Genomic DNA, 19,489 nt, shown 5'->3' on the forward strand with positions numbered 1-19,489 from the left:
CCGGTGAGAAGATTGCAATGGATCAGGCACAGGCTCAGTTCACCGCAGCCGTCTCTGTTCCCTTGGCGCCCGCCGACGCAGAGGCTGACATTGATCTTTTGCTTGAGACGGCGAAGTCACTCTGTGACGCCCGCCGGCTGAATGAAGCAGAGGCCGTGCTTGATAGGGCGGTCACGCTGGCCCCTGCGAACCCGGCTGTCTTGCTTACGATGTCGGAATTTTATGCGAGAAATACGCAATGGTCGACGCCGGCGGCCCAGGCGCAGTGGAGCTATCGCTGTATCGCCGTCGCCCCGGATAATGCGCTGGCTCATCGCCACTTCGGCCAAGCGATGCAGGCGCTTGGACTGGAGCCGCTGGCCATCGGGCATTTGCGCCGTAGCGTCGAACTTAACCCGGATGACCGATACAGCGCTTTCTGCCTGGGTTTGGCGCTGGTTCAATTCGGTCATTGGGAGGAAGGCTGGGGTGTCTACGAAAAGCGGTACACCCAGCCGACTGCCAATGGTTATCTGAAGCCTTCGCCGCCGGGTATTCCTGAATGGCAGGGTGAGAGTTTGGCGGGCAAGGTGATTGCGATCCTCGGTGAGGACGGACATGGCGATCAGATCCAAAATTTTCGATTTGTTAATAAAATTCTGGCGCTTGGACCTCACCGCGTCATTCTTGACGTCAGGCCTGGGCTGAAACGCTTGTTTGCTCGGTCTCTCCAAGCCCTGCCAGGCGGCGATCGGGTCGTGATCGATCGCCTGGGCGAGGCTGGCCTCGCCGATTGCGTCATCGCCTTCGGCAGCATGCCGTTCCGCTTCAAAGCCAATGGCAGCAATTTGGGTAGTGAAGGTCCCTATCTGCATATCGGCGTCGAAAAACCGGGGCGCGCTGCGGACCTGCCAAAGGTCGGCATCGTCTGGCGCGGTCAGCCTCACCTCGCCAGCGATTTCATCCGGTCAACCGCACTTCAACTTTGGGAGCCTCTGTTCAAATCGCTGCCGCAGCTGCGCTGGGTCAGCCTTCAGCATGGCGATCACACGCCCGAGGAACGCGCCCTTCTGCAGCAATACGATGTCGCGGCCCCTTTGCTGGCATCGTTTGATTATCTCGATACGGCGCATGTCGTGCGTGATCTTGATCTTGTCATCAGCGTTGATACCTCGCTCGCCCATCTGGCCGGCGCTTTGGGCAAACCTGTCTGGCTGTTGAACCGCGCGACGGGGGAGTGGCGCTGGGGCTCAAAGGCGCAGCGCTCCCCCTGGTATCCCACAATGACGATTTTCAACCAGGGCCGGCTGCTGGAATGGGCCCCGGTACTGCAGCGGGTCGCAGAGCAATTGCACGCGCTTTGCCTGAATAGGGCTTCATCCTAGTCGTAGCCTGACAGACAAAATGCTGGCGAAGGACGAGAGCGGTCGATGGCGTCTCTGACGAACAAGCTCAAAAAATTGCTGTGGGAAAGATTTGGATCTGCCGACTATCCCGCCGAATGGGATGGTCGGGTCTATGGTGGTGGCAAAATCAGCCAAAGATGGTGGGAGTATTTCCAGGCTATTGAGTATCTGGAATTGTACGAAGGGGCGGTGGTTCTTGATATCGGCGGTGGTTCACCGGCGACCGGGCTGAGCTTCTTTCCGCGTCTTCTGGCCGCCTGCGATGTCAGGGTTATCGTGCTGGATACGAATTTCGGCGATGCGCCCCAGGTTCCGGCCAATGTCACGCTTATTCTCGGATTGGCGGATTTCGCGACCCTGACAGAGGTCCTGCAGGCCCATCGCCCGACCCATATCTCCTGCGTTTCGGTGCTCGAACACGCCTCCGCAGAGCAGCAATTGGGTATTTTCAAAGCGGTTGAGACGGCATTTCACGGCGAGCGCTTCGTCTGCACGCTTGAGTTTCATGAGAAAAGCAAGCTCATGGACAACCAGCTGACCACCGCCACGCTCTCCACCGTTGTTTCGCCGCTGACGCGCTATTTCCTGCAAGACATCGCGGCCTCACCGCTCAACGCGGTGGACGCCTTTCAGGGCGAGGTGCGGCTTTGGTACCCTCTAGCGCTACAGTTCAGTAAAGCCTGATCGCCCGCCTACAGGTTTCGGCTCAGAAGAAGCCGCTCCGCTTCGGCAGCATCCGTTACAATCTGCTGCCGGAGCGCGTCGAAGCTCGCGAATTTCTGCTCCGCCCGCAGATAGCTGTGCAGCGCGATCCCGATCTCTTGCCCATAGAGATCCCCGTCGAAGTCGAAGATATTGACCTCAAGACGGCTCTCCATGCCATCGGCGACCGTCGGGCGCAGGCCGATATTGGCGACGCCCCGGCGCGTCTTGCCGTCGGGCAGGCAGACTGTCACGGCATAAACGCCGCGGGCGGGTTCCAGATGGCGGCCGAGCGGCAGATTGGCCGTCGGAAAGCCGATGGTCCGGCCACGCTTGTCGCCGTGCGCCACTACGGCACGGATGGTCCAGGCACGGCCGAGCAGTGTATTCGCCCGCTCAGGATAGCCGTCCTGCAGCAGGCGCCGAATGCGGGTGGAAGAAATCGGCCCTTCGGCATCGCTCAGGATCTGCGCCGCCGAGAGCCCGATACCCAGCGTTTCCGCGCGCGCCGTCAGGAAGGGCACATTGCCGCCGCGGCGATGGCCAAAGGCGAAATCGGGCCCGCAGACGAGATGGCTCGCCCCAATCCGCTCATGCAGGATGTGGTTCACGAAATGCTCGGCCGGCTGCTGGCTGAAGGCATGGTCGAAGCGCTGCACGAACAGGAATTGGACATGCAGCGCTTCCAGCGCGGCGCCTTTTTCCGTGAGCAAGGTCAGGCGGAACGGCGGGTCGCCGGGTCGGAAGAATTCGCGGGGATGCGGCTCGAAGGTCACAACGCCCAAGGGCGCGCCGGGGCGCGCCGCATGAGCGGTCCGTAGGACGGCGGCATGTCCCAGATGAACCCCATCGAAATTGCCCAAGGCGACCGTCGCCCCGCGGGCTTCACGTGGGATCGGACTATCGGCGTCAATGATCTGAATGCTCATAAGGGTCGAGATGCCAAGCCGGGGGGTGCTGTCAAGCGGGAAGGGGATTCAGGCGCGCGGATGGGCGCGGCGCCAGGTCGCCATCAGCTGCGCCGTATCGACGGCCGTGTAGCGTTGGGTGGTGGAGAGGCTGGCATGTCCCAACAATTCCTGGATGGACCGCAGATCGGCGCCCTGGGCCAGGAGGTGGGTGGCAAAGGAATGCCGCAGGGCGTGCGGTGTGGCATGTTCGGGCAGTCCGTTCAGCCGTCGGAAATCCCGCAGCGCCTTTTGGGCGATGGCAGGGTCCATCCGCTTGCCACGCGCCCCCAGGAAGAGCGGCGCATCGGGCACCATTTGCCAATGCAGGGCCAGCCACCGCGCGGTCATCTCTCGGACAATCCCCAGCACGGGCACGATTCGGGTCTTACCGCCTTTGCCGGTGACCCGCAAAGGCGCGTCGCTGCCCGGTACGGGGGCGTCGGACCGGTTCAGGCTCAACGCTTCTGAAATCCGCAATCCGCAGCCATAAAGCAGCGTGAACAAGGCGGTATCCCGCGCCTGCATGGCGGCGGTGTCGGAGACCTCGCCGATCTCTCGGGCGACGCTTTGCGCATCCAAAACCGTCAAGGCGCGGGGCAGCGGCTTCTTGGCGCGGGGCGTCGCGACCAGGCCGATCGCGGCATTGGCGACCCCTTTCTCGCGTTCGACGAAGCGTAGAAAGGATCGGACCGCTGACAATTTCTTGGCCCGCGTGGCGTTACCGCGCGCTGCCGCCGCCTCTTCCGCCAGCCAGGCGCGGAAATCGGCCCCTGTCAGCGCTGCAAGTGCCGCAAGATCCGGCTCGCCGCCCAGATGCCGGGTGAGGAAGCCCAGGAAGCTCGCCATGTCGCGGCCATAGGTCTCAAGCGTAAGGGCCGCCGACCGGCGCTCGGAGCCCAGCCAGACAAGCCATTCCTGTCGGAGGTTTTCTGCCAGCATCGCGTGCCCGATCGTCTGCTCCGTCGTGGCTTATCCTCTAGCGGTCCTGCCCCAGCTGTGCGAGGGGCGAAGCATGGATGGTATCGAGCTGGATCTGGACGGCGGGGCGGGGCGACCGGGCGCACGGCGCGTCTCCGTTCTGTTGCCCCTGCCGCTTGGTCGTCCGCTGGATTACCGGCTGCCGGAGGGCGAAGACGCCGAGCCGGGTACAATCGTTCTGGCCCCCGTCCATGGCCGCACGCTGCATGGCGTGGTCTGGGATAGTGAGCCCGATCCCGGTTTTCCGCTGTCCCGCCTGAAACGCGCCGCCGCCGTACCCGGACTGCCGCAATTGGCCCCCGCACTCCGCCGTTTCATCGACTGGGTCGCCAGCTACACCCTCTCCGCGCCCGGCGAGGTTCTGGCCATGGCGATACGGGCGCCGCTTCTGGCACCCTTGCCCGACCGGACTGTCACGCTCTGGAGCACGGGGCCGAACCTGCCCGATGGCACGCAGCTCACGCCCGCGCGGAAGCGGGTACTGGACATTCTGGCACGTCGCGAGCAGCAGAGCCTGCCCGATCTGGTGCGGGACGCCGGGGTCGGTGCGGCCGTCATTCGTGGCATGGCCGAGCGCGGCTGGCTGACGGCGATCGAGGGCGTCAAGGCACCGGCTTTTGCTCTGCCCGATCCGGCTCATCCCGGTGCGGCAATCCTGTCCGGCCAACAGCAGGAGGCCGCGTCGGCCTTGGCCCAGAGCGTCACCGCGCGGGTGTTCTCGGTCACCTTGCTGGATGGCGTCACCGGTTCCGGCAAGACGGAAACCTATCTGGAGGCGGTGGCCGAGGCCATCCGCCTGGGCCGCCAAAGCCTGATTCTATTGCCGGAAATCGCGCTCTCGGCGCAGTGGCTGGAGCGTTTCGCCCGCCGTTTCGGCGTGCCGCCCGCCGTCTGGCATTCCGATCTTTCCCCGGTCACGCGGCGGCGCACCTGGCGTGCGGTGGCCGAGGGTCAGGCGCTGGTCGTTGTCGGCGCCCGCTCGGCGCTATTTCTGCCTTTCGCCGATCTCGGCCTCATCATCGTCGATGAAGAGCACGAATCGGCCTTCAAACAAGAAGAAGGCGTCATCTACCACGCCCGTGACATGGCGGTGGTGCGGGCGCGGATCGAAGCCGTGCCCATCGCCCTCGTCTCCGCTACGCCAAGCCTGGAGACGCTGGCCAATGTCGAGGCCGGACGTTACCGGCGTCTGTCGCTCGAGTCCCGTCATGGTGGTGCGAGCCTGCCGGAGGTCGTGGCGATCGACCTGCGCGCGACGCCGCCCGAACGGGGGCGCTTCCTCGCCCCGCCCTTGATCCAGGCGATCACCGATACGCTGGAGCGGGGGGAGCAGGCGATGCTCTTCCTCAATCGTCGCGGCTATGCGCCGTTGACCCTCTGCCGGCATTGCGGCCATCGCTTCGCCTGCCCGCATTGCACGGCCTGGCTGGTCGAGCATCGCCAGCGCCGCATCCTGCAATGCCACCACTGCGGCTATTCCGAAGTGATGCCCCAGACCTGCCCCGCCTGCGACGCGACCGACAGCCTGACGCCCGTCGGACCGGGTGTGGAACGCGTGACGGAGGAGATCGCACTCCTTTTTCCCGATGCCCGCCGGCTGGTCATGGCCAGCGACACGATCGGGGGGCCGGATGGCGCGGCGCGCGCTGCCCAGCAGATCACGGATCGGGCCATCGATTTGATCATCGGCACGCAGATCGTCGCCAAAGGCTGGCATTTCCCGCATCTGACCCTGGTCGGGGTGGTCGATGCTGATCTCGGCCTCGCCGGCGGAGATTTGCGCGCCGGCGAGCGGACTTTGCAGCTTCTGCATCAGGTCGCCGGCCGCGCCGGCCGCGCCGAAGCGCCGGGGCGGGTTCTCCTGCAAAGCTACGCCCCGGAGCATCCGGTCATCCAGGCTCTGATCAGCGGCAATACCGCAGCCTTCATGGAGGCTGAGGCTGAGGGACGCCGCCCGGGGCACTGGCCGCCTTTCGGGCGGCTCGCGGCCCTGATTGTCTCCGGGGAGGATATGGTGGAGACCGACCGGGTATCGAACGAACTCGGCCGTTGTGCGCCGCATGCTGCAGGGATCGAAGTGCTGGGTCCGGCACCGGCACCGCTCGCGATGCTGAGAGGCCGCCATCGGCGCCGCTTGCTGCTCCGCACGCGGAAGGATATCGCGGTGCAGCCGATCCTAAAAAAATGGCTGTCGGACGTTGTGATTTCGCGAAATGTCCGTGTTGATGTCGATGTCGATCCAGTCAGCTTCCTTTGAAACTGTGGGCAAGGCCCGCGAAAAATAACGGCGCTGCGACGCAATCCTTGACGGAAAGGTCCCCAACCTCCGTTGCTTCGCTCAAACCCCTATGATAGTTCCGCCCCATCGATGACATTGTGCGTAGGCGTCTCGGGAACCGTTTCTCGGACAAACGTCGCGGGGACGTCTCGACAACAGATGACGGGTAGGACACGTGGCCTCGGGCGCCGGCACTCAATCTTCGAATCAGATCCTTGGCGGTCGCTATGCAACCGCGCTTTATGACTATGCTGAGGGGATGGGTTGGCTTGATCGCGTCATCGAGGAGATGGACGCGCTGGGCAGGCTGATCGACGAAAGCGCTGATTTTCGCGCTTTTCTCGCCAATCCCCTGGTCGATGTCGTTGAAGGCACCAAAGCTGTCCGTGCTGTGCTGCAAGCTCAGGGCTTCGGCAGCATTGTGCAGGACTTTGCGGGGGTCATTTCCCACAATCGGCGGTTGTTTTTCCTGCGTACGATCGTCACCGCCTTTGCGGCCTTGGTGGACAAAAAGCGCGGCCTCGTCCGCGCGGATGTGGTGTCCGCCCATCCGCTGACCGATCTGCAATCCACCCAATTGCGTGCGCGCCTGACGGAACTCGGCTACGGCCGTGTTCAGATCCAGGAGAAGGTCGATCCGTCCATCCTCGGCGGTCTGATCGTCAAGCTCGGCGCCCGTCTTTACGACACCAGCCTCAAGTCGCGCCTCCAGCGACTGCAATACGCCATGAAGGGAGCAGCCTGATATGGAGATCCGCCCGGCAGAGATCTCGGAGATCCTGAAGAAGCAGATCGCCAGCTTCGACTCCGATGCCAATGTGACCGAGACCGGTCAGGTATTGAGCGTCGGTGACGGCATTGCCCAGATTTTTGGGCTGCAGAACGTCATGGCTGGTGAACTGGTCGAGTTTCCCGGCGCCGGCCTCAAAGGCATGGCGCTGAACCTCGCCGCCGACAGCGTCGGCGTTGTCATCTTCGGTGACGATAGCCGCATTCGTGAAGGCGATACCGTTGTCCGCACCGGCGACATCGTGGACGTGCCCGTCGGCGAGCAGCTCCTTGGCCGCGTGGTCGATGGTCTCGGCAACCCGATCGATGGCAAGGGCCCGCTGGGCACCACCGAGCGTCGTCTGGCCGAAGTGAAGGCCCCGGGCATCATTCCGCGAAAGTCCGTGCATGAGCCGATGCAGACCGGCATCAAGGCGATCGACGCTCTGATCCCGATCGGCCGTGGCCAGCGCGAGCTGATCATCGGTGACCGTCAGACCGGCAAGACCGCTGTCATCATTGACACCTTCCTCAACCAGAAGGCGGCCAACGCGGGTGACGATGAGAGCCGCAAGCTCTATTGCATCTATGTGGCCATCGGCCAGAAGCGCTCGACCGTCGCCCAGCTCGTGCGCACACTCGAAGAATACGGCGCGATGGAATATTCCATCGTCGTCGCCGCGACCGCGTCCGACCCGGCGCCGATGCAGTTCCTCGCGCCCTATACCGCCTGCGCCATGGGCGAGTATTTCCGCGATAACGGCATGCATGCGCTGATCGCCTATGACGATCTGTCCAAGCAGGCGGTGGCGTACCGTCAGATGTCGCTGCTGCTGCGCCGCCCGCCGGGCCGCGAAGCCTTTCCGGGCGACGTCTTCTACCTGCATTCCCGCCTTCTGGAACGTGCCGCCAAGATGTCCGACGCCATGGGCGCCGGCAGCCTGACGGCGCTGCCGGTGATCGAAACCCAGGCGGGTGACGTTTCGGCCTATATTCCGACCAACGTGATCTCGATCACGGACGGCCAGATCTTCCTGGAGACGGAGCTTTTCTTCAAAGGCATCCGCCCGGCCGTGAACGTCGGCATCAGCGTCTCCCGCGTTGGGTCCGCCGCGCAGATCAAGGCGATGAAACAGGTTGCGGGCAAAATTAAGCTCGACCTTGCCCAGTTCCGCGAAATGCAGGCTTTCAGCCAGTTCGCCTCCGACCTCGACCCCTCGACACAGCAGCTGCTGGCCCGTGGCGCGCGTCTGACCGAGCTTCTGAAGCAGCCGCAGTTCCACCCGCTCGCGGTGGAAGAGCAGGTGGTTGTGATTTTCGGTGGTGTGCGTGGCCTGCTGGACCGCGTGCCGGTGAACCAGATCGTCGATTTCGAGCGTCGCTTCGTGAACGATCTGAAAAGCCGTGAGCCTGGCATCCTCGACTCGATCCGCGCCAATCGTGAGATCAAGAAGGATGTCGAGGAGCAGCTGACGGCGTTCATCAAGAAGCTTGTCGACGAATTCGTGGCCTGAGGCGGCGGAAAACATAGATCATGCCGAGCCTGAAGCCACTTCGTAACCGGATCAACAGCGTCAAATCGACGCAGAAGATCACCAGCGCCATGAAAATGGTCGCGGCGTCGAAGCTTCGCCGCGCCCAGGCGCAGGCGGAGGCGGCGCAGCCCTATGCCGACCGCATGGAGCGTATGCTCCGTGCGCTGGCCGCCAGTATGGCGGATCAGCCGGCGGGTAGCGCGCCCGCACTTCTGGCAGGTACCGGTCGCGACCAGAAGCAGCTTGTCGTGACGGTCACCGGCGACCGCGGTCTTGCGGGCGGGTTTAACGTCAACTCCGCGCGCTTGGCGCGCAACCTCGTCCGGCGTCTGCTGAGTGAGGGTAAGCAGGTCAAGATCCTCGCCATCGGCCGTAAGGGGCGTGACTATCTGCGCCGCGAATTCGCTGGCCAGATGATCGACAACCCGATGCCGGGTGGCCGTAAGCGCCCGGAATTCGGCGATGCCGAGCTGGTCTCCACCGTGATCCAGGAGATGCTGGCGCGGGGTGAGGTCGATGTCGTGACCATGGTCTATAGCCATTTCAGTGGTGTGATGTCCCAGGTCCCGACCGAACTGCGCCTGGTCCCGATGATGGCAGAGAAGACTGACGTCACGCCGCAGGATGCAGATCGGGCCTCCTATGAATTTGAGCCGGAAGAGGACGAGATCCTGGCGCGCCTGCTACCGCGGGCCCTCAGCATCCAGATCTTCCGCGCCATGCTTGATAACGAGGCCGGCTTCTTCGCGGCGCAGATGACCGCGATGGATGGCGCCACCCGGAATGCGGGCGACATGATCAAGCGTCTGACCTTGAAATACAACCGCGCGCGCCAGGCGAACATCACGTCTGAACTCGTCGAAATCATCTCCGGCGCGGAAGCCGTTTAAGCAGCGCACAGAGCAGGATACGAAAATGGCAAACAATTCTGTCGGTCGCGTCACGCAGGTTCTGGGCGCTGTCGTGGACGTGCAGTTCGAAGGCGAACTGCCCTATATCTATAATGCGTTGACCACGAAGATCGGTGACCGTGAACTCGTGCTGGAAGTAGCGCAGGAGCTGGGCGAGCACACCGTCCGCACCATCGCCATGGACACGACCGATGGTCTCGTCCGCGGCCAGGAAGTGACCGATACGGGTGTGGCAATCTCCGTGCCGGTCGGCCCGGGCACGCTGGGCCGCATTCTCAACGTCATCGGTGACCCGATCGACGAGCGCGGACCGGTGACGGCCATCCGCCGCATGCCGATCCACCGCGAAGCGCCGGGTTTTGAGGATCAGGCGGCGAACGCCGAAATCCTCGTCACCGGCATTAAGGTCGTTGATCTCCTGGCCCCCTACCTCAAGGGCGGCAAGATCGGCCTCTTCGGCGGGGCCGGCGTAGGCAAGACCGTGCTCATCCAGGAACTCATCAACAATATCGCCAAGGCCCATGGCGGCGTCTCGGTCTTCGCGGGCGTCGGTGAGCGCACCCGTGAGGGTAACGACCTTTATTATGAAATGATCGACGCTGGCGTCATCAAGACCGAAGGCGAGGGCTCCAAGGTGGCGCTCGTCTATGGCCAGATGAACGAGCCGCCGGGCGCCCGCATGCGCGTCGCTTTGTCCGGCCTGACCGTCGCCGAGTATTTCCGCGATGACGAAGGCCAGGACGTCCTCTTCTTCGTGGATAACATCTTCCGCTTCACCCAGGCAGGCGCCGAAGTATCGGCGCTTCTCGGCCGCATCCCCTCGGCCGTGGGCTATCAGCCGACGCTGGCGACCGACATGGGCGCGCTGCAGGAACGCATCACCTCCACCAAGAAGGGGTCCATCACCTCGGTGCAGGCGATTTACGTGCCGGCCGATGACTTGACCGATCCGGCGCCGGCCACCTCCTTCGCCCATCTGGACGCGACGACCGTGCTGTCCCGCTCCATCGCGGAACAGGGCATCTACCCGGCGGTCGATCCGCTCGACTCCACCTCGCGTTCGCTCGACCCGCGGATCGTGGGCGAGGAGCACTATCAGGTGGCGCGTGATGTCCAGAAGGTCCTGCAGACCTACAAGTCGCTCCAGGACATCATCGCCATTCTCGGCATGGATGAGCTTTCTGAGGACGACAAACTGGTCGTGGCGCGTGCCCGCAAGATCCAGCGCTTCCTCAGCCAGCCTTTCCATGTCGCGGAAGTCTTCACCGGCTCCCCGGGCGTCTTCGTGCAGGTCGCCGACACCATCAAGGGCTTCAAGGACATCGTCGCCGGCAAGTATGACGATCTGCCGGAAGGCGCTTTCTACATGGTCGGCACCATCGAAGAGGCCATCAAGAAGGCCGAAGCGATGCGCGCGAAGGCTTGAGCGGCTATTAGGTAAGGATAAGCAGGTGCCCGTCTCTTTAGAGATCGTCAGCCCCGAAAGGCTTCTCGTCTCCCAGTCCGTGGATATGGTTGTCATCCCGGGCTCGGAAGGCGACATCGGTGTTCTGCCGGAGCATAGCCCGATGATCACTCTGCTGCGTGGCGGCGAGGTTATCCTCTATGAGGGTGACCGGGCGACTGCCCGTTACTTCGTGACCGGCGGCTTCGCCGAGATTACCGGCGAACGCGTGACCGTGCTCGCGGACACGGCCGAGTTGTCCTCGACCCTTGATCGTGCAGCCGGCGAGCGTCAGCTCCAGGATGCGTTGAAGGAGCTGTCGGACGCAGACAAGGCTGGCCAGATCGACCGTCTCGTGCCGCTGATGGAACAGGTTCAGGTCGCCCAGGCGGTGGTGGATGTAACCGCCGGTGCCAACGCCTGAGCATAGCTCATCGCTTTGAAAAAGGCCGTCCCGGCAACGTGGCGGCCTTTTTCATGCGCGGGTGCCGGGGCCTCAGCTCGTTAATGAGAGCAGCAGGGATTCCAGCCGGCGGGATTGTCTCACTGCGTTGAACTCAGCCTGCACAAAACCGCGGCCCGCTGTGCCCATGCCCATCCGGCTATCGGGCGAGGCGATTAGACCGTCCATCGCCTGCGCTAGGGCTCCTGGGTCTCCTGCTTCAACGATCGCTCCGGTTCGTCCAGGCAGCACCACGCCGTCCAGCCCGGCCTGATCCGTGCCGATCACGGGCAGCGACAGCGCCATGGCTTCTATCGCCACGCTCGGCAACCCTTCGGCATCGCCGTCCTGCGCGCGCACGCTCGGCACAACAAGCATGGACGCCTGGCGCATCACCTGGGCGACCTCATCGGGCCTTTGCCAGCCCAGGAACGTCAGCCGGGTGAGGCCTGCCGCCTGGGTGCGGATTGCCTGGTCAAGCGGCCCATCGCCAACAATCCTGGCGGCCGGCTCCCGGCCTTGCCGACGCAGGATCTGCAGCGCTTCGATGAGGATCGGCAGGCCCTTCTTGGGCACGAAGCGACCCACGAACAGGATCGGCCCGTCGGCTCTCGGGGGGGGCGAATCGGCCGGGATATCGGTGCCGATGGCATGCACAATCAGCTTGCCAGCCGGAAAGCCCCGCCGCAGCAGCTTCTGCCGCACGGTTTCCGAGACGCAAATGAACAGCTTCGCTTCGGCCAGGAGGGCCGGTAGGCGGCGCGCGTAGAGGCTTTGGGTCACGCCGCGCCGGTAATGCTTGTCCTTATGGGCGTCGCCGCCATGAAAGGTCACGGCCAGCGGCAGGCCAAGGCTGCGGGCGATGGGAAGTGCGAGGGCGCCACCGCGTCCGAACTGGGCATGAAGAACAGCAGGGCTGCGGGCGCGCAGCGCGGCCTTATCCGGGACCAATCCCAAATCCTTGAACGCCTCGCGACGGATGCCACCCGCCCAGCCGTCCCCGCCCAGCCGGTGGACAGTGAGGCCGGCTTCGGCAGCCACAGGCGTGATCCGCCGCCCGATCCAAAGCGGCGCCAGCTGCGAAAACCCGCAATACTGCCGTCGCATGAAGGACGTTTCGGAGGGCGGCAGAATGACGTCGCGGTAGACCAGGAGGGTGCGGGTCATGACGTCAGATCGGCAGGATGAGAATAATGCGGGCGCCGCCTTCGGGGCGGTTGGCCAGCGTCAGATCGCCGCCATGGGCCCGGGTGATGTCCCGCGCGATAGGCAGGCCGAGACCGACACCGCCGGTCTCCCGGTTTCGGCTGGTCTCCAGGCGCTGGAACGGCTGCATGACCCGCTCCATATGTTCGGGCGGGATGCCGGGGCCATTGTCCAGGACCTCGATCTTGATCTGCCGGGCCGCGGGCTGCGTCGGCACCAGCTTCACATAGGCGGAACCGCCATATTTCACTGCATTGCCGATGATGTTCGTCAGTGCCCGCTTAAAGGCCTGCGGGCGAACGCGCGCCGTCAGATGATCGGGGCCCTCGTAGCACAGCTGATCGGAAATTTCGGGTGCGGCGTCACTCGCCTCGTCCAGCACCGTGCGCAGCAATTCGGCGAGATCAATGGGGGATACCGGCTCGTTGGGACTGGCGATGCGGCCGAAGGCAATGGTGGCAGAGACCATGGCTTCCATCTCGTCCAGGTCCTGCAGCATTTTGTTGCGCTGCTCGTCGTCGTCCATGAATTCGGCGCGTAGACGCATGCGCGTGATCGGCGTGCGCAGATCATGCCCAATGGCAGTCAGGAGTAGAGTGCGGTCGTCGACGAAGCGACGGATGCGGGCCGCCATCGTATTGAAGGCTTTGGCGGCCGCGGCCGTTTCGGAAGGGCCGTCTTCCGGCAGCGGTGGCGCGTTCACGTCTCGGCCCAAAGCCTCCGCAGCTGCCGCCAGGGTCCGCACCGGCGCCGTCAGCCGCCGCACGGCCCAGATGGTCAGCGCAGCCGCCAGAGCCGTCATCAGGATGAAGGCAAAGAGAAACTCGGCTCCCTGGAACGAGTCGGGGCGGGGCAGGTGACTTGAAAGCACCAACCAGCGATTGTTGGGCAGTTCAAGCGCCATATAGCCACGACTTGTTGCGGGATCAGCACCAAACCGAACGTGCTCTGGCCGCAATTCCGGCGGTATCGGAAAGCCGTCCATATTGAGAAGAATGGCATGCCGGATAGAGGGCGGCGCAGGGAGCAGATTGTTAAAAAACGGATCAACCTGATCAACCAAGCGGGCCGAAAAACTCGCGGGAAGCGGGATATTTTTGAGCCGGCTCTCCTGCTGAGCCACCGGAACCTCTGCCAGATCCCGGTAGATGCTCATAACCCGGTAGCTGAAGACCCGGAGCGCGGCCACGCGCACAAGATCGTTGCGGTCCAGCGTATGAATGCCCAGGCCAAGTGTCTGAACCACGACCAGACCCAGAATGAGAACCAGAGCCGTGCGCGCCGCAAGGCTTCTGGGCCATAGCCGGATGCCGAGCCGGGGCTGCTTCGCATGCGGCTCATCAGAGGCGCCGCGGCCGTATGCGCTCACGCGCGCTCGACGGTTGCGGCCAGAACGTAGCCGCCGCCCCGTACCGTCTTGATCAGTTGAGCGCCGCGGCCCTGGTCATCCAATTTCCGCCGCAAGCGGCTAACGGCGACATCAATCGCGCGGTCAAATGGTCCTGCCTGGCGCCCACGTAGAAGATCCAGAAGCATATCGCGTGTTAAAACCCGGTTAGCGCGCTCCAGAAGCGCAAAAAGCAAATCGTATTCGCCGCCCGTGAGCGGAACTTCCACCCCATCGGGGTTGAGCAGACGCCGTCGCGCTGGCTCCAAAGTCCATTCGGCAAAACGCAGGGGGCGTGCGGTTCTCTCGCTATTGCCGTTCGTCTCTTGCGTGTCGTTTGCCCGCCGCATGATAGCACGGATGCGGGCCAGCAGCTCGCGGGGGTTGAAAGGCTTCGCGATGTAGTCGTCGGCGCCCAGCTCCAGGCCGATAATCCGATCTGTATCCTCGCCCATCGCGCTGAGCATGGCGATGGGCACGTCTTCCTGATCCCGCAGCCACCGCGCGAGGTCGAGACCGCTTTCACCCGGCAGCATGAGATCAAGAATCACGAGCTGGAACGCACCTCGGGTCCAGGCCCGCCGGGCATCGCGCGCATCGCGCACGGCCGTGACGCGAAAGCCGTTCTTCTCCATGAACCGCGTGAGCAGATCACGGATCTCGTGGTCGTCGTCGATGACGAGAAGGTGAGGGCGTATATCCATGATCAAAACATAAGGGACTCTGGGCAAAAGGTGCAGATACTTCCTGGCTCTGTTGCACTTTGTCGCGAACCGGTCCGACGCCAGTCACAGAAGGTGACCATCCTGCCCTTCTCGACAAAAAAGGATCGTTCCATGGGACGCATCGCAACGGCCACCATCATTACCCTCGCTTTGGCGGGGGCCACTGTGCAGAGTTTTGCGGGCAGTCTGCCCTTCGACGACAAGAAAGCGCCCGCGCCGCAAGCTTCGGTGCCGTCAGAGGCGCTTTTTGCGGATGTCTCGGCGCCCCCGCCACCCGCCCCGTCGATGGCACCTGATGCCGACCAGCTGCCGCCCCCGCCACCTGGAGGCTTCCTGCCCGGCGCTCCCGGCGGGAAAATGCGTCCGGGCCCCATGGGCTGGGAACCCGGGGACCATATGCGCGAGATGGCGCAGACCTGGGGCCTCCTCTTCGACCAGAAGGACAAAAACCTCAGCGACAGTGACGTCCAGGCCCTGGCGACAGCCATTCTGTTGATCCATGGCAACCACACCTGGAAAGTGGCGGACGTCGCCGACGCGGTGGATGGATCAGTGACCTTCGCCTTTGTGACGGCCGATGGCTCGGTCGTGGCGCGCTTCTCGATGGACCGTCACTCCGGCCGCCTCACCCGCATCGGCTAATGCGACCGAGGCGCATCTTGTGACAAGTACCGGCCCCCGCGCGAAAACGCGGGGTTCGCTCTGGCAGCGATCTCTCCCCGGCGTCCGGTAAGCGGGGCCATCAAAAGCGCCCAGATGCATGCAACGAGGGTTGCTCCGCCGCCTCCCGCGCCGCAATAAAAGAGGGAGATCGGGGTCGATACCATGGTGCGAAAGTCCGTAACGTCTCGTTCAGCCCGCGGAACCGCGTCGGCGGGGCATGCGGCTTCGGTTACGCTCACCATCGATCGCCAGATGGTCCGGTTGCATAAAGCCGGTCCTGTGCCCTTCAGCCCCGGTGTGCTGAATGTGCTGCTGGACGGAACGGCGCTCGCGCAGGTATCCATCACCCAGCCGTCGGCCACGCTGTCCTTTACCCTGCCGCCGCACAGCCTTCCTGCCACGATCGATCTGGTTGACCCTGCGACCGGGCGAAGCGCCTTGGACGGCCCCCTGGCGCTTGACGCGCTGCTGTCGTTGCGAATCGAGCGCGCGGAAATCGAAAAGGCGCGGATGATCGTGGCGGTCAGCTTGGTGGGCCATCCGGTCGAGCACCTGTCCGCCTTTCTGGTCGATGACCAGGGTATCATTTGTGCCAGTGGCTTGCTGGAGCCCGCGGCCAAGCCTGATGGCGGTCGGCAGCGCTATTCGGCCATCCTGCCGCTGCTCCGTCTGCTGCCCGTCGAACAGAAAAAGCCTCTGTCGCTTTATTTGGGCGGGCGTCGGACGCCCCATCCGGTGGTGGCGTCAGCGGCGGTTGTGGGGGTCGTCGGCTGCGTTGATTACGCGGGCGGGGAGGAGATCCATGGTTGGGCCGCTGATCTGACAGAGCCGCAGCGCCCCGTCCGCCTCGACATCCTGATCGGGGACCGTCAGGTGGCGACCGTGAGAGCCAACAAACCGCGGCCGGATCTTGCTGCGCGCGGCGTCGGCACCCGATGCGGTTTTACGGTTGATCGCACTATTCTTGGACAGACGGAACACGGCGACATCATCTCCGTCGTCCTGGCGGGTACACAGACCCATCTCACCAACAGCCCGCAGCGTGCGCAGGACGCTGATGATATTCGCGGTCTCTTTGATGATATCGACGGCAACCAGGCATGTGGCTGGGTCATTGACCTCAGCCGGCCGGACGAGCCGTGCAGTGTGGAAGCGGTTTGCGATGGCCGCGTCATTGGCACGGCATTGGCCAACGGGCTGCGACGAGATGTACTGGACGCAGGGTTCCGCACGGACCGCTGTGGCTTCAGGATTGTTTTAAATGTTCCGCTTCATGAGCTGTTCGGCCGCGATATCTGGGTTCGTATCAAGGATTCGGGCGTCATCCTCAATGGTGGTCCGCACCAGCCGAAGATCAATCCTAACATCCAGTCCTATCTGACGCCGGACCGTGGCATTCCCTTGCGTGTTCTGGATCGGCTGCGCGCGCGGATGAACAGGCAGGCGGCGGGCCTGGGCATTTCTATCGTCATGCCTGTCTACAATACGCGGCATGACTGGCTGACGGAAGCATTGCGGTCGGTCTGCACCCAGTGGTGCGGCGCTTGGGAACTGATCTGCGTCGATGATGCGTCTACCGCGCCGCATGTGGCCGGAATGCTCGCCTGGTTCGCGCAGACTGACGCGCGTATCCGTGTCATCCGGTCGCCGGGCAATGAAGGGATAGCCGCAGCGACGTCGCGCGGGATTCAGGCAGCCCGTTATCCTTATATTGCATTGATGGATCATGATGATGTCCTGGAGCCCGATGCTGTACACCATCTTATAGCCACGGCCCGTCGGTCAGGCGCCGATCTGATCTATAGTGACGAGGCATTAACCGCGGAGGACAGCGCCGTGGTGCTGGACGTGCGGGCGCGACCGGCTTTCTCCCACGACTACTACCTGTCCCATCCCTATTTCGTGCATATGGTCGCGGTGCGGACGGAGATTGCTCAACGAATCGGTGGTTTCGACGCCAGGCTTGCCATTTCCGCCGATGTCGATTTCATCCTTCGTGTCATCGAGGAGAGCAGAATCATCGCCCATGTGCCGCGCGTGCTCTACCGCTGGCGCACCCATGCCGGCAGCACGGGCCATGACAGGCAGGATCAGGTGATGGTGGCGACGACGGGCGCCATCCAGCGTCATCTTGACCGGATGGGGACGGGAGCCAAGGCGACCGCCGCCGCTGAATTCAACCAGTTTGAGATTGCCTGGCCTGACCCTGGTGGGCGCGTGCTCATTGTCATCCCGACCAAGGACGGCATCGATGTCCTTCGTCAATGCGTGCAGTCCATCGCGGCGACGACCTCCGACAGCGAATACAGACTTGTCGTGATCGACCATGACTCGAAAGAAGCGAAGTCCAGGAAATATCTGGCTCAGTTGGCGAAACACCACGTTGTCATGCCCTATAAAGGGCCTTTCAACTACGCTCTGATGAATAATCTTGCCGTCCGAACCTGTGCGCAGGACGAACCGTTTGTTCTCTTCATGAACAATGATATCGAGGCCGTGGCACCGGGTTGGCTGCAGCGGATGCGGTCGCTTGCGGCCCGCGCCGATGTCGGCGCGGTCGGAACTGCGCTGATGTATAGCGACAAGCGCATTCAGCATGGCGGTGTCATCGTCGGCATCAACGGTCTGGCCGATCATGCACTGCGCTTCGAGCCGGTGTGGCAGCAGGATGGCAGCCGCACCCTGGGCTACAACGCGTCCTTGACCTCTGTGCGGGATTTTTCAGCGGTGACGGCGGCATGCATGATGATGCGGCGGTCGGTCTTCGATGATGTCGGCGGCTTTGATGAACATTACCTGGTCGGTTTCAACGATACCGACCTTTGCCTGCGCATTGGCCGCGCCGGCTACAAGCTGCTGTATGATGGGCGCACCGTGCTTTTCCATCACGAATCCGTCACCCGCATTGCCAAGGCGCAGCTTAAGCATCCGCAGGACGATTCCCATTTCCGGCGAGACTGGAAAGAGTTTCTGGCCGCGGGAGACCCCTATTATAGCCCTTTGCTGGAGCTTTATGGCGCAGATCACAAGCTACGGCTCGGACCCTGCCATGCCCAGGCACCGCGGCTGGTAGAGCGGCGCCTCGGCAATACTTTGCAAGGACGGGCGCCTGCCGGGACGGGCCGCGTCAGGCAGGGCCGCTCAGCTAAGAAAGTCGTGGCGACCGCCGACTGAGGCTTGATCCAGCGCCTCTGCCGTCTCTGTCGGGGCGCGAAGGGTCTCGGGTGCGCGCACGTCATGGGTCGCTGCGGAGCGCATATCGCGGTCGTGGTGGCGATGGGGCCTGCGGACCCGGTCGATTTGGGCGTTCAGCTCGGCACCAAACAGCACGGCATAGGCGCTCACCCAGAACCACATCATGACGCCAACCGCGGCGCCCAAAGCGCCGTACGCCGCGCTGTAGCTCGCGATGTTGCTGACGTAGAAAGAGAAAAGAACCGAAATCAGCAACCACAGGATGGCGGCCGTCAAGGCGCCGGGCAACACTGGCCCGACGCCATCTGGATGTGGTGCCGGGCCGATTTTATAAAAAAGGGACAGCATGCCGAGAATAAAGACGAACAAACCCGCAATGCCGGATAGATGCGCCAGCTGGGCCGTGTAGCGGGATAGGCCGAGGGCGGAAAATGCCGTCGGCAGGCCCACCAAGACGCCGATGCCAAGAACGGCGGCCAAGATCGCGCCGAAGGTCATGACCATGGCGAGAGCCTGGAATTGCAATACGCTCCGCGTCTCCTTGCGGCGATAGGCAAAATTAAGCGCCCATATCAGAGACTTAGTGCCGGATGTGGCAGACCAGAAGGCAATCATGAGGCTGATGATGAGGCTGATGCTCAGCGTGCCGCTATGATTGCTGACCAGCTCATGCACCCGATCCGATAGCAGCTGATAGGCCGCACTCGGCATGACTTGCCGCAGGTAGGCCAGCTGCGGCTCGACCGTCACTGGGTCGAAGACCATGCCGTAGATGGAGATGAGCATGGTGACCGCCGGGAACAAAGCGAGTGTGGCGTAGAAGGCGCAGCCGGCTGCATTTAGCGACATATAGTCCGATATCATGGCAAGCGTCGTCTCCCGCAGCACCCGGCCACGGGGCGTCTTCATCTGCTCCTGGA

16 protein-coding genes are annotated in these 19,489 nt (G+C 63.3%); 10 read left to right on the top strand and 6 right to left on the bottom strand.

Annotated features, from left to right (window positions below; genetic code table 11):
• The first annotated feature begins 17 nt into the window (after positions 1 to 17).
• On the top strand, positions 18 to 1,364 hold the full coding sequence (locus AC3G7M_RS08000) for a glycosyltransferase family 9 protein (protein WP_489215442.1): 1,347 nt from the start codon (positions 18 to 20) through the stop codon (positions 1,362 to 1,364).
• A gap of 45 nt (positions 1,365 to 1,409) precedes the next feature.
• Entirely contained in the window at positions 1,410 to 2,069 is a 660-nt protein-coding gene (locus AC3G7M_RS08005; RefSeq protein WP_489215444.1) for a class I SAM-dependent methyltransferase, read from the top strand.
• A gap of 8 nt (positions 2,070 to 2,077) precedes the next feature.
• On the opposite strand, the gene AC3G7M_RS08010 is transcribed toward AC3G7M_RS08005, so the two are convergent.
• Together AC3G7M_RS08010 and AC3G7M_RS08015 are read right to left on the bottom strand one after the other, a co-directional pair.
• On the bottom strand, positions 2,078 to 3,016 hold the full coding sequence (locus tag AC3G7M_RS08010) for a bifunctional riboflavin kinase/FAD synthetase (RefSeq protein WP_489215446.1): 939 nt from the start codon (positions 3,014 to 3,016) through the stop codon (positions 2,078 to 2,080).
• Positions 3,017 to 3,064: 48 nt separating this feature from the next.
• The gene (locus tag AC3G7M_RS08015; protein ID WP_489215447.1) at positions 3,065 to 3,976 is read right to left on the bottom strand and encodes a tyrosine recombinase XerC; all 912 of its coding nucleotides are present in this window, start codon (positions 3,974 to 3,976) and stop codon (positions 3,065 to 3,067) included.
• A gap of 73 nt (positions 3,977 to 4,049) precedes the next feature.
• Between AC3G7M_RS08015 and AC3G7M_RS08020 the strand changes: the two genes are divergently transcribed.
• From AC3G7M_RS08020 to atpC, 6 genes are all read left to right on the top strand, one after another.
• Positions 4,050 to 6,272, top strand: a complete 2,223-nt coding sequence (locus AC3G7M_RS08020) for a primosomal protein N' (protein ID WP_489215449.1) — start codon at positions 4,050 to 4,052, stop codon at positions 6,270 to 6,272.
• 280 nt (positions 6,273 to 6,552) lie between these two features.
• The gene (gene atpH / locus AC3G7M_RS08025) at positions 6,553 to 7,038 is read left to right on the top strand and encodes an ATP synthase F1 subunit delta (RefSeq protein WP_489215451.1); all 486 of its coding nucleotides are present in this window, start codon (positions 6,553 to 6,555) and stop codon (positions 7,036 to 7,038) included.
• 1 nt (position 7,039) lies between these two features.
• Positions 7,040 to 8,575: a F0F1 ATP synthase subunit alpha gene (gene atpA, locus AC3G7M_RS08030; RefSeq protein ID WP_489215453.1), complete on the top strand. Its 1,536-nt coding sequence runs from the start codon at positions 7,040 to 7,042 to the stop codon at positions 8,573 to 8,575.
• A 20-nt stretch (positions 8,576 to 8,595) separates the two neighbouring features.
• Complete coding sequence (locus tag AC3G7M_RS08035; protein ID WP_489215455.1) at positions 8,596 to 9,486, top strand: F0F1 ATP synthase subunit gamma; 891 nt, start codon at positions 8,596 to 8,598, stop codon at positions 9,484 to 9,486.
• A 25-nt stretch (positions 9,487 to 9,511) separates the two neighbouring features.
• Entirely contained in the window at positions 9,512 to 10,933 is a 1,422-nt protein-coding gene (gene atpD / locus AC3G7M_RS08040) for a F0F1 ATP synthase subunit beta (RefSeq protein ID WP_489215456.1), read from the top strand.
• Between the two features lie 25 nt (positions 10,934 to 10,958).
• Positions 10,959 to 11,375, top strand: coding sequence for an ATP synthase F1 subunit epsilon (gene atpC / locus AC3G7M_RS08045; protein ID WP_489215458.1), 417 nt, complete (start codon positions 10,959 to 10,961; stop codon positions 11,373 to 11,375).
• A gap of 72 nt (positions 11,376 to 11,447) precedes the next feature.
• On the opposite strand, the gene AC3G7M_RS08050 is transcribed toward atpC, so the two are convergent.
• The 3 genes from AC3G7M_RS08050 to AC3G7M_RS08060 are packed head-to-tail and all read right to left on the bottom strand — an operon-like array spanning position 11,448 to position 14,690.
• Positions 11,448 to 12,560 carry a glycosyltransferase gene (locus AC3G7M_RS08050; RefSeq protein WP_489215460.1) on the bottom strand — a complete coding sequence of 371 codons (1,113 nt, stop codon included), beginning with the start codon at positions 12,558 to 12,560 and terminating at the stop codon, positions 11,448 to 11,450.
• A 4-nt stretch (positions 12,561 to 12,564) separates the two neighbouring features.
• The gene (locus AC3G7M_RS08055) at positions 12,565 to 13,968 is read right to left on the bottom strand and encodes an ATP-binding protein (protein ID WP_489215462.1); all 1,404 of its coding nucleotides are present in this window, start codon (positions 13,966 to 13,968) and stop codon (positions 12,565 to 12,567) included.
• Entirely contained in the window at positions 13,965 to 14,690 is a 726-nt protein-coding gene (locus AC3G7M_RS08060) for a response regulator (RefSeq protein ID WP_489216003.1), read from the bottom strand. Before AC3G7M_RS08060 ends, AC3G7M_RS08055 begins: the two co-directional genes overlap by 4 nt.
• Before the next feature lie 132 nt (positions 14,691 to 14,822).
• Between AC3G7M_RS08060 and AC3G7M_RS08065 the strand changes: the two genes are divergently transcribed.
• Complete coding sequence (locus AC3G7M_RS08065) at positions 14,823 to 15,353, top strand: hypothetical protein (protein WP_489215463.1); 531 nt, start codon at positions 14,823 to 14,825, stop codon at positions 15,351 to 15,353.
• 273 nt (positions 15,354 to 15,626) lie between these two features.
• Positions 15,627 to 18,548 carry a glycosyltransferase family 2 protein gene (locus AC3G7M_RS08070; RefSeq protein WP_489215465.1) on the top strand — a complete coding sequence of 974 codons (2,922 nt, stop codon included), beginning with the start codon at positions 15,627 to 15,629 and terminating at the stop codon, positions 18,546 to 18,548.
• On the opposite strand, the gene AC3G7M_RS08075 is transcribed toward AC3G7M_RS08070, so the two are convergent.
• Positions 18,516 to 19,478 (bottom strand): YihY/virulence factor BrkB family protein, encoded by a 963-nt coding sequence (locus AC3G7M_RS08075; protein WP_489215467.1) that lies wholly within the window; start codon positions 19,476 to 19,478, stop codon positions 18,516 to 18,518. The two genes, AC3G7M_RS08070 and AC3G7M_RS08075, sit on opposite strands and share 33 nt — an antisense overlap.
• Positions 19,479 to 19,489 lie beyond the last annotated feature (11 nt).

Source organism: Acidisoma sibiricum (assembly GCF_057837225.1).

Bases quoted from the DNA above. Each gene is read 5' to 3' on its own strand.
- AC3G7M_RS08000 (WP_489215442.1), top strand. From the start codon at position 18: ATGGATCAGGCACAGGCTCAGTTCACCGCAGCCGTCTCTGTTCCCTTG.
- AC3G7M_RS08065 (WP_489215463.1), top strand. From the start codon at position 14,823: ATGGGACGCATCGCAACGGCCACCATCATTACCCTCGCTTTGGCGGGG.
- atpH (WP_489215451.1), top strand. From the start codon at position 6,553: ATGGGTTGGCTTGATCGCGTCATCGAGGAGATGGACGCGCTGGGCAGG.
- AC3G7M_RS08005 (WP_489215444.1), top strand. From the start codon at position 1,410: ATGGCGTCTCTGACGAACAAGCTCAAAAAATTGCTGTGGGAAAGATTT.
- AC3G7M_RS08020 (WP_489215449.1), top strand. From the start codon at position 4,050: ATGGATGGTATCGAGCTGGATCTGGACGGCGGGGCGGGGCGACCGGGC.
- AC3G7M_RS08050 (WP_489215460.1), bottom strand. From the start codon at position 12,560: ATGACCCGCACCCTCCTGGTCTACCGCGACGTCATTCTGCCGCCCTCC.
- atpD (WP_489215456.1), top strand. From the start codon at position 9,512: ATGGCAAACAATTCTGTCGGTCGCGTCACGCAGGTTCTGGGCGCTGTC.
- AC3G7M_RS08035 (WP_489215455.1), top strand. From the start codon at position 8,596: ATGCCGAGCCTGAAGCCACTTCGTAACCGGATCAACAGCGTCAAATCG.
- AC3G7M_RS08075 (WP_489215467.1), bottom strand. From the start codon at position 19,478: ATGAAGACGCCCCGTGGCCGGGTGCTGCGGGAGACGACGCTTGCCATG.
- AC3G7M_RS08060 (WP_489216003.1), bottom strand. From the start codon at position 14,690: ATGGATATACGCCCTCACCTTCTCGTCATCGACGACGACCACGAGATC.
- AC3G7M_RS08015 (WP_489215447.1), bottom strand. From the start codon at position 3,976: ATGCTGGCAGAAAACCTCCGACAGGAATGGCTTGTCTGGCTGGGCTCC.
- AC3G7M_RS08010 (WP_489215446.1), bottom strand. From the start codon at position 3,016: ATGAGCATTCAGATCATTGACGCCGATAGTCCGATCCCACGTGAAGCC.
- AC3G7M_RS08070 (WP_489215465.1), top strand. From the start codon at position 15,627: ATGGTCCGGTTGCATAAAGCCGGTCCTGTGCCCTTCAGCCCCGGTGTG.
- atpA (WP_489215453.1), top strand. From the start codon at position 7,040: ATGGAGATCCGCCCGGCAGAGATCTCGGAGATCCTGAAGAAGCAGATC.